This window comes from Streptomyces torulosus (assembly GCF_001419765.1).
Taxonomy (GTDB): domain Bacteria; phylum Actinomycetota; class Actinomycetes; order Streptomycetales; family Streptomycetaceae; genus Streptomyces; species Streptomyces torulosus.
In genome coordinates this window covers 1-11,225 of sequence record NZ_LIRK01000238.1, presented here as the reverse complement: position 1 = coordinate 11,225, position 11,225 = coordinate 1, and the positions used below count along the sequence as shown (strand labels likewise).

General features: G+C 71.6%; 11 protein-coding genes. 5 read left to right on the top strand and 6 right to left on the bottom strand.

Translation table 11 applies throughout. The annotated features are described in order from the left end of the window. Nucleotides 1–655 (top strand): FAD-dependent oxidoreductase (locus AOK23_RS16900; RefSeq protein WP_169800304.1); only part of this gene is annotated, 655 nt, incomplete at its 5' end. A 144-nt stretch (nucleotides 656–799) separates the two neighbouring features. Then, nucleotides 800–1,807, top strand: coding sequence for a DeoR/GlpR family DNA-binding transcription regulator (locus AOK23_RS16895; RefSeq protein ID WP_079049524.1), 1,008 nt, complete (start codon nucleotides 800–802; stop codon nucleotides 1,805–1,807). 387 nt (nucleotides 1,808–2,194) lie between these two features. Here AOK23_RS16895 and AOK23_RS16890 read toward each other — a convergent pair whose 3' ends face one another. Next, nucleotides 2,195–2,758 (bottom strand): TetR/AcrR family transcriptional regulator, encoded by a 564-nt coding sequence (locus AOK23_RS16890; protein ID WP_055713533.1) that lies wholly within the window; start codon nucleotides 2,756–2,758, stop codon nucleotides 2,195–2,197. A gap of 234 nt (nucleotides 2,759–2,992) precedes the next feature. Then, nucleotides 2,993–4,768, bottom strand: a complete 1,776-nt coding sequence (locus AOK23_RS16885) for an acetyl/propionyl/methylcrotonyl-CoA carboxylase subunit alpha (protein ID WP_055713532.1) — start codon at nucleotides 4,766–4,768, stop codon at nucleotides 2,993–2,995. A 380-nt stretch (nucleotides 4,769–5,148) separates the two neighbouring features. On the opposite strand from AOK23_RS16885, the gene AOK23_RS16880 reads away from it, so the two are divergent. Further along, nucleotides 5,149–5,619 carry a hypothetical protein gene (locus tag AOK23_RS16880; RefSeq protein ID WP_240496417.1) on the top strand — a complete coding sequence of 157 codons (471 nt, stop codon included), beginning with the start codon at nucleotides 5,149–5,151 and terminating at the stop codon, nucleotides 5,617–5,619. Nucleotides 5,620–5,626: 7 nt separating this feature from the next. Here the strand turns inward: AOK23_RS16880 and AOK23_RS16875 are convergent, their stop codons facing one another. From AOK23_RS16875 to AOK23_RS16865, 4 genes are all read right to left on the bottom strand, one after another. Beyond that, nucleotides 5,627–6,250, bottom strand: a complete 624-nt coding sequence (locus AOK23_RS16875; RefSeq protein ID WP_055713531.1) for a Maf family protein — start codon at nucleotides 6,248–6,250, stop codon at nucleotides 5,627–5,629. A 52-nt stretch (nucleotides 6,251–6,302) separates the two neighbouring features. Beyond that, nucleotides 6,303–6,431, bottom strand: a complete 129-nt coding sequence (gene mmpB, locus AOK23_RS51405; protein ID WP_107099558.1) for a morphogenic membrane protein MmpB — start codon at nucleotides 6,429–6,431, stop codon at nucleotides 6,303–6,305. A gap of 71 nt (nucleotides 6,432–6,502) precedes the next feature. After that, nucleotides 6,503–6,712 carry an acyl-CoA carboxylase epsilon subunit gene (locus tag AOK23_RS16870; protein WP_055521845.1) on the bottom strand — a complete coding sequence of 70 codons (210 nt, stop codon included), beginning with the start codon at nucleotides 6,710–6,712 and terminating at the stop codon, nucleotides 6,503–6,505. Between the two features lie 14 nt (nucleotides 6,713–6,726). Further along, a complete protein-coding gene (locus AOK23_RS16865; RefSeq protein ID WP_055713530.1) occupies nucleotides 6,727–8,325 on the bottom strand; it encodes an acyl-CoA carboxylase subunit beta in 1,599 nt (532 codons plus the stop codon). A 188-nt stretch (nucleotides 8,326–8,513) separates the two neighbouring features. Between AOK23_RS16865 and AOK23_RS16860 the strand changes: the two genes are divergently transcribed. Both AOK23_RS16860 and AOK23_RS16855 read left to right on the top strand, forming a co-directional pair. Then, the gene (locus tag AOK23_RS16860) at nucleotides 8,514–9,383 is read left to right on the top strand and encodes a biotin--[acetyl-CoA-carboxylase] ligase (RefSeq protein ID WP_055713529.1); all 870 of its coding nucleotides are present in this window, start codon (nucleotides 8,514–8,516) and stop codon (nucleotides 9,381–9,383) included. A gap of 283 nt (nucleotides 9,384–9,666) precedes the next feature. After that, a complete protein-coding gene (locus tag AOK23_RS16855) occupies nucleotides 9,667–10,803 on the top strand; it encodes an adenylate/guanylate cyclase domain-containing protein (RefSeq protein ID WP_055713528.1) in 1,137 nt (378 codons plus the stop codon). Nucleotides 10,804–11,225 lie beyond the last annotated feature (422 nt).

The window sequence follows — 11,225 nt, the reverse complement described above, 5'->3', positions numbered from 1 at the left end:
TGTTCGGGATGGCGCCGACGGGCGCGTCATCAGCGGCTCCCACTGTCTGATGGCCGTCGGCGCCATCCCGAACAGCGCCGGCATGGGCCTGGAGGAGGCCGGGGTCAAGCTCAAGGACTCCGGGCACATCTGGACCGACAAGGTCTCGCGGACCTCGGCCCCCGGCGTGTACGCCGCCGGTGACGTCACCGGCGTGTTCGCCCTCGCCTCCGTGGCCGCCATGCAGGGCCGTATCGCCATGTACCACTTCCTCGGCGACGCGGTGGCCCCGCTGAACCTGAAGACCGTGTCGTCCAACGTCTTCACCGACCCCGAGATCGCCACCGTCGGCTACACCCAGGCCGACCTCGACGCCGGGATCATCGACGCCGTCGGCGTGAAGCTGCCGCTGCTGCGCAACCCGCGCGCGAAGATGCAGGGCATCCGCGACGGCTTCGTCAAGATCTTCTGCCGGCCGGGCACCGGCATCGTCGTCGGCGGCGTCGTGGTCTCCCCGCGCGCCTCGGAACTGATTCACCCCATCTCGATCGCGGTCGACAACAACCTGACCGTCGAACAGATCGCGAACGCCTTCACCGTGTACCCGTCCCTGTCGGGCTCGATCGCCGAGGTCGCCCGCCAGCTCCACACCCGCAAGGCGGGCGGCGGCGTCTGACGAGGTCACACGGCGGTACGAGGGCGGGTCCGGGCCGGTCGGCGGTCCGGACCCGTTGCGTTTACGTCCCGGATGGTCCCTATATCACTCCTCGCCCCACGGTGCGAACAACTTCGGTTATTCGGCGCAAACTGCTGAAAGCAGATGGTCGTTGGCGTTACTGTCAGTTTCGTGTTCGCTGCAGAACGTCGCCAATTGATCCTCGAAATGGTGCGGGCCAATGGAGCCGTGTCGCTCCGTGAGCTCGCCCGCGTCGTCCAGACCTCCGAAGTGACCGTACGGCGGGACGTGCGCGCTCTGGAGGCAGAAGGACTCCTCGACCGCCGGCACGGCGGTGCGGTATTGCCGGGCGGGTTCACGCGGGAGTCCGGCTTTCCGCAGAAGTCTCATCTCGCGACCGCCGAGAAGACGGCCATCGCCGACCTCGCCGCGAGCCTCGTCGAAGAGGGCGAGGCCATCGTGGTCGGGGCGGGGACCACCACGCAGGAGCTGGCACGCCGGCTCGCGCGGGTCCCCGGGCTGACCGTCGTCACCAACTCCCTGTTGGTGGCCCAGGCGTTGGCCCACGCCAACCGTGTGGAAGTCGTGATGACCGGCGGCACCCTGCGCGGTTCCAACTACGCCCTGGTCGGCTCCGGCGCCGAGCAGTCCCTCCAGGGGCTGCGTGTCTCCAAGGCCTTCCTCTCCGGGAGCGGACTGACCGCCGAGCGCGGCCTGTCCACGTCCAACATGCTGTCGGCGTCCGTCGACCGGGCGCTGGTCCAGGCCGCCGCCGAGGTCGTCGTCCTCGCCGACCACACCAAACTGGGCGCCGACACGATGTTCCAGACGGTGCCGACCGATGTGATCACCCGACTGGTCACCGACGACCCGACGGGCCACGACGACCGCGCGGTCACCGAGTTGCAGGCTCTGGCCGATCAGGGCGTGCAGATCTCCGTGGCCGGGGCGTCGGGCGGCGGCGGCACGGGCGGTGATTCCGTACCGGCACGCCAGTCCCGCCGGGACATGCCGCTCCCGGGTCCTCGCCGGAACCAGGTCCACGGAACCGCGCCCCAGTTGCGCACCGCCACGGTGCTGGGGGAGCAGCCGCCGACCGGCGAGCGCGAGCGGGAGCGAGCGGCCCGCGTGGCGGACCTGCGCCGCCGATGAACGCGGCGGCGGCGACGCCCCGGGCGAGTCCCGCGGACGCGAGCGCCGCCACCGCCGGCCGCCGGTCACCACGGCCACGGGCAGCCGCTCCACCACCGCTCAGGACCGCCCGTTCGCCGCGTGGTTCCGGGCCGCTGGTTCACTACGGTCTTGGGTCGCCTGTTCGCCGCGCCCTTCCGGCCCGTCAGGTCGCCACGGCTTGAGGCAGCGCGTTGGCTGCGGTTCCGGGCCACCGATTCAGCACCGCTTCGGCCCGCCCGTTCGCCGCGCGGTTCGGGGCCGCTGGTTCACTACGGTCTTGGGTCGCCTGTTCGCCGCGGTTCCGGCCCGCCGGGTCACCACGGTTTCGGGCCTACCGGTTCACCACCGCGTCGGTCCGCCCGTTCGCTACGGCTTCAGGCCGCGCAGCGTCAGGGTCAGTAGGCGGTCGGCCAGTTCCGGGTCGTCCGGGGTTTCCTCGGCCGCCAGCGCGATCGCGTGGGTGAGCTGGAGCAGATCGCCGATCGACACGTCGTCCCGTACGGCGTGAGCCCGCTGCGCCCGTGTCAGGAGGGCGGTGCCCGCCTCGCGGATCGGGGCGCAGCACCGGGCCAGGTCCGAGGCGTCCTCCTCGATGCGGGAGTCGGCGTACGACACCGTCATGAGCGCCTTCGCCAGACCCCGGTACTCACTCGCACGAGTGATGATGTCGCGCAGCCAGGTGACCAGCGCGGTGCACGGCTGGGGCGCGTCGAGCTGCTCCCGGGCCCGCGCCAACAGCTCCTGCACCGCGTCCTCGAAGACCGCGCCGAGGAGGGCCTGCCGGTTCGGGAAGTGGCGGTAGAGCGTGCCGATCCCGACGTCCGCGCGGCGGGCGATGTCCTCCAGCGAGGCGGTCGTGCCATGGGCCGCGAAGGCGAGGCGGGCCGCCGTGAGGAGGCGCTCGTGGTTGCGGCGGGCGTCGGCCCGCATGGGGCGGGCGCCCGCAGGGGGCCGGGCCGCCGACGGCCGCGCTCCTGCCGGGGGCCCGGCCGGGGTGGTGCTCACCGTGGCCTCACCATGCTCTCCTCGCTGGGGTCTCCTCAGCCTAAGAGCCCCGAACAAAAGTGGAGCCCTAAGAGTTCGGGCGGCCGGGCGAGTTGTCGCGGGGACGAGACGACCCCCGCGGCCCTGACGGGCGCGGGGGTCGTCTCGTCGTACCGGACCTCAGTCCTTGATCTCGCAGATCGCCGCGCCCGACGTGATGGAGGCGCCGACCTCCGCGCTCAGGCCCTTGATCGTGCCGGAGCGGTGGGCGTTGAGGGGCTGCTCCATCTTCATGGCCTCCAGGACCACGATGAGGTCGCCCTCCTTGACCTCCTGGCCCTCCTCGACGGCGACCTTCACGATCGTGCCCTGCATCGGGGAGGCGAGGGTGTCGCCGGACGCCGCGGGACCCGACTTCTTCGCCGCGCGGCGCTTGGGCTTGGCGCCCGCGGCCAGGCCGGTGCGGGCCAGGGTCATACCGAGAGCGGCGGGGAGGGAGACCTCCAGGCGCTTGCCACCGACCTCGACGACGATCGTCTCGCGGTCCGTCTCGTCCTCGGGCTCGGCGGTGTCCGCGGGAGCCGCGAACGGCTTGATCTCGTTGACGAACTCCGTCTCGATCCAGCGGGTGTGGACCGTGAACGGGTCGGTCGAGCCGGTGAGTTCGGGAGCGAACGCCGGGTCCTTCACGACCGCGCGGTGGAACGGGATGGCCGTGGCCATGCCCTCGACCTGGAACTCCTCCAGGGCGCGCGCGGCACGCTGCAGGGCCTGCTGCCGGGTGGCGCCGGTGACGATCAGCTTGGCCAGGAGGGAGTCCCAGGCCGGGCCGATGACGCTGCCGGACTCCACGCCCGCGTCCAGACGGACACCGGGGCCGGACGGCGGGGTGAACGTGGTGACCGTGCCGGGGGCCGGGAGGAAGTTGCGGCCCGGGTCCTCGCCGTTGATGCGGAACTCGAACGAGTGGCCGCGCATCGGCGGGTCGTCGTAGCCGAGCTCCTCGCCGTCGGCGATCCGGAACATCTCACGGACCAGGTCGATACCGGTGACCTCCTCGGTGACCGGGTGCTCGACCTGGAGGCGGGTGTTGACCTCCAGGAAGGAGATCGTGCCGTCCACGCCGACGAGGAACTCCACCGTGCCGGCGCCGACGTAGCCGGCCTCCTTCAGGATGGCCTTCGACGCGCGGTACAGCTCCGCGTTCTGCTCCTCGGAGAGGAACGGCGCCGGGGCCTCCTCGACCAGCTTCTGGTGGCGGCGCTGGAGCGAGCAGTCACGGGTCGAGACGACGACCACGTTGCCGTGCTTGTCCGCCAGGCACTGGGTCTCGACGTGCCGCGGCTTGTCCAGGTAGCGCTCCACGAAGCACTCGCCCCGGCCGAACGCCGCGACCGCCTCACGGACGGCCGAGTCGTACAGCTCCGGGACCTCTTCCAGGGTGCGGGCCACCTTCAGGCCGCGACCGCCGCCGCCGAACGCCGCCTTGATGGCGATGGGCAGACCGTGCTCCTCGGCGAACGCCACGACCTCGTCGGCGCCCGACACCGGGTCCGGGGTGCCCGCGACCAGCGGGGCGCCCGCGCGCTGGGCGATGTGACGCGCCGCCACCTTGTCGCCGAGGTCGCGGATCGCCTGCGGCGGCGGGCCGATCCAGTTCAGGCCCGCGTCCAGCACCGCCTGGGCGAACTCCGCGTTCTCCGAGAGGAAGCCGTAGCCCGGATGGATCGCGTCCGCTCCGGAGTCCTTGGCGGCCTGGAGCACCTTGGAGATGTCCAGGTAGCTGGTGGCGGGGGTGTCACCGCCCAGGGCGAACGCCTCGTCCGCGGCACGCACATGCAGTGCGTCCCGGTCCGGATCCGCGTACACGGCCACGCTCGCGATCCCGGCGTCCCGGCACGCCCGGGCGACGCGGACAGCGATTTCGCCTCGGTTGGCGATCAACACCTTGCGCACGATGGCTCCCTCTCCTTGAAACAAGCCGAGTTTAGGGACTGCCGACACGGCGTTTCGACCCGTCCTCAATGGTGACCTTGCCCACACGGAGCGTGAATCGAGGCTCGCTCGACCGGCGAAATCCCTTGTCGTACCGCATCACGCAGGACTCCACCCGAAAACCCTAGCCCTCTACTGTGGTCAAGGTCTCTGTGCGGCCGCGCTGCGGCCGGTTGGGTTTCTTTGTGGAATCCCTACTAATGGCCCAACGATTCTTTGCTCTCGTGAGAACCCTTGTCCCCGGGTTTACCCGTTAGTAGCGTTCGCGATGTCTCGAACACGTACGTGGGGTGACGATGCCCCGGCGGGAACGGCGCGGCAGGGAAAGTGGGTGGGTGGCGGTGATCCGCAGACCGGTGGCGGTGGTCACGGCGATCGTGCTGTTCGCGGAGGGGCTGGGGATCGCCCTGCTCCAGTGGTTCCTCGGCACCGTGGTCGACCGGCAGAAGATGTCCCTGGCCGGGCTGGACCCCGACGCGATGTCCCTGTCCTCGAAGGCCGGGGGTGTCGTCTTCGGGCTCTACTTCGTGTTCTGCGGGGTCGTCGCGCTGCTCGTCGCGGTACGGGACCGGCCGGCCGCCGGGCTCGGGCGTGTCGTGCTCATCAGCGCGGCCGTGGTGCACGGTTTGCTCGGCGCGCTCACGGTGGGGCTGGTCGGGTGGGGCGCGTTCGTCTTCATGATGGTGGTGCTGGCGCTCGTGGTGCTCACCCTGATGACCTACGACCGCAAGGCGGGCGCCGGGGAGCCGGGCCCGGACGGGGAGGGCGCACCGGCCGCGCCCGTCGCGCCGCCGGCCGCCGGAGCGTCCTGAGCCGCCGCTACGGGACTCGGGGAGTCCACAAGTCGGTGATGGCCACGTCCAGTTGGGCCAGCAGCCGGCGGACCAGGGGGAGGCTGATGCCGATCACGTTGCCGTGGTCGCCGTCGATGCCGTCGATGAACGGGGCCGAGCGGCCGTCGAGGGTGAACGCGCCCGCGACGTAGAGGGGTTCGCCCGAGGCCACGTACGCGGCGATCTCCTCGTCGGTGGGGTCGCCGAAGTGGACGACCGTGGAGGCGGTCGCGGAGGTGTAGCGGCCGGTGACGGTGTCGTAGACGCAGTGGCCCGTCTGGAGGGTGCCGGCGCGGCCGCGCATCGCCTTCCAGCGGGCCGTGGCCTCCTCGGCGTCGGCGGGCTTGCCGAGGGCTTCGCCGTCCAGGTCGAGCACCGAGTCGCAGCCGATGACGAGGGCGCCCTTGACCTCGGGCTTCGCCGCGACGACGGAGGCCTTGGCCTCGGCGAGGGCGAGGGCCAGCTCGGCGGGGGTGGGGGCGGTGACGGCGTCCTCGTCCACTCCGCTGACGATCACCTCGGGGTCCAGGCCGGCCTGGCGGAGCAGATTGAGGCGGGCGGGGGACTGCGAGGCGAGCACCAGACGGCGCCGGGGGTGCGGTTCGGTCATGCGGTCAGGGTAGCGGCGGGCGCGGGGCGACCGGGCCGTCGCCGACCGGCGCTCAGAGGATGCCCAGGACCAGCATCGCCAGGACCATGGCCAGAGCCATGAGGATGCTGAGCCGGCGGAGCATGTCCTGGGTGTCTCGGAGTTCCTTCGGCGGCTCGTTCTCAGGGTCGGACCACAGCATGCTCCGATGGTGCGGGGCGCTGTGGTCCGGACGCCTGAGTACGCGTACTCAAGTTGAGGCCGGCCGTCCGCTCAGCCGGGCCAGTAGCTCCGGCTCCAGGACGTGGGACCCGGCGCGGGCAGCCGGTGCGCGGCGATGCGGGACGGGTCGGACCAGGAGTCCCGGGGGGTGGGCGCACCGGACGGCTGTGTGGCCGCCGCCGCGGCGCGCGCCTGGACCACCGCCAGGGCGGCGGCCAGCTCCTCGGGGGTCGGGTTGCCCCGTACGACTTTGATCACGATGGCTCCCGTCGGGTCTAGAGGGGGATGTTGCCGTGCTTCTTCGGGGGCAGGGACTCCCGCTTCGTGCGGAGCTGGCGCAGACCGCGGACGATGTGACGGCGGGTGTCCGAAGGAGTGATCACGGCGTCGACGTAACCGCGTTCGGCGGCTGTGTAGGGGTTGAGGAGGGTGTCCTCGTACTCCTGGATCAGGCGGGCGCGGACCTCCTCGCGCTCCTCGTCGGAGGCGGCCGCGATGGTGCGGCGGTGCAGGATGTTGACCGCGCCCTGGGCGCCCATGACGGCGATCTGGGCGGTCGGCCAGGCGAGGTTGAGGTCGGCGCCGAGGTGCTTGGAGCCCATGACGTCGTAGGCGCCGCCGAAGGCCTTGCGGGTGATGACCGTGATCAGCGGGACCGTGGCCTCGGCGTAGGCGTAGATGAGCTTGGCGCCGCGGCGGATGATGCCCTCGTGTTCCTGGCCGACGCCCGGGAGGAAGCCGGGGACGTCGACGAACGTCAGGACGGGGACGTTGAAGGCGTCACAGGTGCGGACGAAGCGGGCCGCCTTCTCCGAGGCGTCGATGTCCAGACAGCCTGCGAACTGCAGCGGCTGATTGGCAACGATGCCGACGGGGTGGCCCTCGACGCGGCCGAAGCCGGTGAGGATGTTCGGCGCGAACAGGGCCTGGGTCTCGAAGAACTCGGCGTCGTCCAGGACGTGTTCGATCACCGTGTGCATGTCGTACGGCTGGTTCGCGCTGTCCGGGACGAGGGTGTCCAGCTCGCGGTCCTCGTCGGTGACCGTGAGGTCCGCCTGCTCGGGGAAGGCCGGGGGCTCACTGAGGTTGTTCGAGGGCAGGTACGACAGGAGCTGCTTGACGTACTCGATGGCGTCCTTCTCGTCGCCCGCCATGTGGTGGGCCACGCCCGAGGTCGCGTTGTGGGTGCGGGCGCCGCCCAGCTCCTCGAAGCCGACGTCCTCGCCGGTGACCGTCTTGATGACGTCGGGGCCGGTGATGAACATGTGCGAGGTCTGGTCGACCATGACCGTGAAGTCGGTGATCGCGGGGGAGTAGACCGCGCCGCCCGCGCAGGGGCCGACGACCAGGGAGATCTGGGGGATCACGCCGGACGCGTGGGTGTTGCGGCGGAAGATCTCGCCGTACATGCCGAGGGCCATGACGCCCTCCTGGATGCGGGCGCCGCCGGAGTCGTTGATACCGATCACGGGGCAGCCGGTCTTCAGGGCGAAGTCCATCGCCTTCATGATCTTCTGGCCGAAGACCTCGCCCAGGGAACCGCCGAGGACGGTGAAGTCCTGTGAGAACACGGCGACCGGGCGGCCGTCGACCGTGCCGTAGCCGGTGACGACACCGTCGCCGTAGGGGCGGTTGTGCTCCATGCCGAAGTCGGTGGAGCGGTGGCGGGCGAACTCGTCGAACTCCACGAAGGAGTCCTCGTCGAGGAGCAGCTCGATCCGCTCACGGGCCGTCAGTTTGCCCTTGGCGTGCTGCTTCTCGACCGCGCGCTCGGAGCCGGCATGCGTCGCCTCGTGGATACGGCGCTGCAGATCCGCGAGCTTCCCCGCGGTCGTGTGGATGTCGATGGTCGCTGGCTCTTCCGGCTCGGACATCGGGATGCGGCTCCCTGCCTGCTCAGTGGGACATGGGGACGTGAGAACTTCGCGGTGCGTGCTTGCTCGGGGTGACGGCGTGTGCTGTGTCAGTACGTGCTCAGAAGTGGCGGTGGTTACTCATCCGTAGCGTAGTGCTGCCCCTACGGTTCGGCAGTGCGGCGTTTACCACACCTAGGGTGGGTTGCATGACGCCGCAAGATGCCTCAGACAACAGCCGCTGGTCCGACCTCGACCGTCCGCCGCTCAACGGGCCCGCGTTGCGACGCGGGCTGGTGCGGGACGGCGGGCACGGCGGCCTGTACTGCGACGTGGAGGTCGTGCAGCGCACCGGCTCCACCAATCACGACCTGGTGAACCTCGCGGCCCGGGGGGACGCCGAGGAGGGCGCCGTCCTCGTCGCCGAGGAACAGACGGCCGGCCGGGGCCGCCTCGACCGGCAGTGGACGGCACCGCCCCGCTCCGGCCTGTTCTTCTCCGTCCTCCTCAAGCCCACCGAGGTGCCCGTCCACCAGTGGGGCTGGCTGCCGCTGCTGGCCGGTGTCGCCGTCGCCACGGGGCTGTCCCGGGCCGCCGGCGTCGACACGTCACTCAAATGGCCCAACGATGTGCTGGTGACCGTCGGCGGGGAGGAACGCAAGGCCGGCGGCATCCTCGCCGAGCGCGCGGGCGACGGCGGCGTCGTCATCGGGATCGGTATCAACGTCAGCCTCCGCGAGGAGGAGCTGCCGTTGCCCACCGCCGGGTCGCTGGCCCTCGCCGGCGCCGTGACCACCGACCGCGATCCGCTGCTGCGCGCCGTGCTGCGCGCGCTGGAGGACTGGTACGGCCGCTGGCGGCGGGCCGGGGGCGACCCCGCGGTGAGCGGGCTGCAGGAGACGTACGCGGCCGGCTGCGCGACCCTCGGCCGCAAGGTGCGGGCCGAGCTGCCGGGCGACCGGTCGATCGTCGGGGAGGCCGTGGCCGTCGACGGGGACGGGCGGCTGGTGCTGGCCACCGGCGAAGGCGTGCAGGAGCCGGTGGGCGCCGGGGACATCGTGCATCTGCGTGCCGTGTGAGAAGGAGGAGACGGCAGGGGGCGGTGGGGTGTGTGGGGCACCTGTTGTCCGGGCACCCGGTGACGGCGTCCAGCCCGCCCGCCGCCGGAAGGCGGGCCGCCGGCTGGGGGTGCGGGTGAGGCACCCGGGGGTTCCGCTCCCGGGGGCAGCGATCACGCCGGGGCCGTACGGTCAAGGAGGGCACCCCTGTCGGCCACACCTGACGGAGTGAGCTGGCGCACACCTGCCGTAGAGTTGAGGCCGGTCGAGTACGTGACCGCGGGAGATCGGAAGGGCAGCTGGCGTGAGCGTCGAGGACACGGGCTCCGGCACGGACGCGCAGGGCCGCGTGGACCCGCCGGACCCCCAGGGCGCGGACGGCGGCGAGGAGGACCCGCTCGCGCTGCGGCTCGAAGGGCTCATCCTCGGAGCCGAGCGTCGTTACACCCCCTTCCAGGCGGCCCGGAGCGCGGGCGTCTCCATGGAACTGGCGTCCCGGTTCTGGCGGGCCATGGGCTTCGCGGACATCGGCCAGGCCAAGGCGCTCACCGAGGCGGACGTCCTCGCCCTGCGGCGGCTCGCCGGTCTCGTCGAGGCGGGCCTGCTCAGCGAGGCCATGGCCGTGCAGGTGGCACGTTCCACCGGTCAGACCACCGCGCGGCTCGCCGAGTGGCAGATCGACTCGTTCCTGGAGGGGCTGACGGAGCCGCCGGAACCGGGCATGACCCGTACCGAGGTGACGTACCCCCTGGTCGAACTGCTCCTGCCCGAGCTGGAGGAGTTCCTCGTCTACGTCTGGCGGCGCCAGCTCGCCGCCGCGACCGGCCGGGTCGTGCAGGCCGCCGACGACGAGGAGATGGTCGACCGGCGGCTCGCGGTCTGCTTCGCCGACCTGGTCGGCTTCACCCGGCTGACCCGCCGCATGGAGGAGGAGGAGCTCGGCGAACTCGTCGAGGCCTTCGAGACCACGGCGGCGGATCTCGTCGCCGCGAACGGGGGCCGGCTGATCAAGACCCTGGGCGACGAGGTCCTCTACGCCACCGACGACTCGGGTGTGGCCGCGGAGATCGCCCTGCGGCTGATCGAGACCATGGCGAACGACGAGACCATGCCCGAGCTGCGCGTCGGCATGGCCTTCGGGACCGTCACGACCCGCATGGGCGACGTGTTCGGTTCCACGGTGAACCTCGCGAGCCGGCTGACCTCGATAGCGCCCAAGGACGCGGTCCTCGTCGACGCCGCGTTCGCCGAGGAACTCATCCGCGCCGGTGAGGCCCCCGCGTCCGAGGCGGAGGCCGCCGAGGCCGCGGCCGCCGCCGAGAAGGAGGGCGAGGAACCACCGACCTACCGCTTCGCCCTCCAGCCCATGTGGCAACGCCCCGTACGAGGTCTCGGCGTGGTCCAGCCGTGGCTCCTCACCCGCCGACCGGACAAGGCGTAGGCCCCGCCGCGGGCGACCCGGACACGGGTGACCGCTGCGATCCACCGGTGACTCCGGGTGACTGAGCGGTGCGGCGCCGGGACGAGAGCCGGGTGAGACCCCGCGTTCCCCGGTAGAGGCCTGGGCCGAGGGCTCGGTACTCCGCGCCGAGTGAGGCTCGCGGCTTCCGGCCGGGGGCCGTGGGCTGCGAGCCGTGGCGCTGCTGTCGGGCGATCGCGGTGTGGCGTCGTCTGCCGGGAGGGCTGTTCTCACCTGCCGACCGGTGTGTCGTCGACGCACAGGCCGACGATCGGGACACACAGGCCCGGCCGCTGCGGCTGAGTCGGCTCGGTCGTGGCGTCGGGGGTGGTCGGGGAGTCCGGTGCGTCAGATGCGGCGGGTTGCCTGGCGGCGGGCGGCTGTTGGGTGGGCGTGTCCAGGGT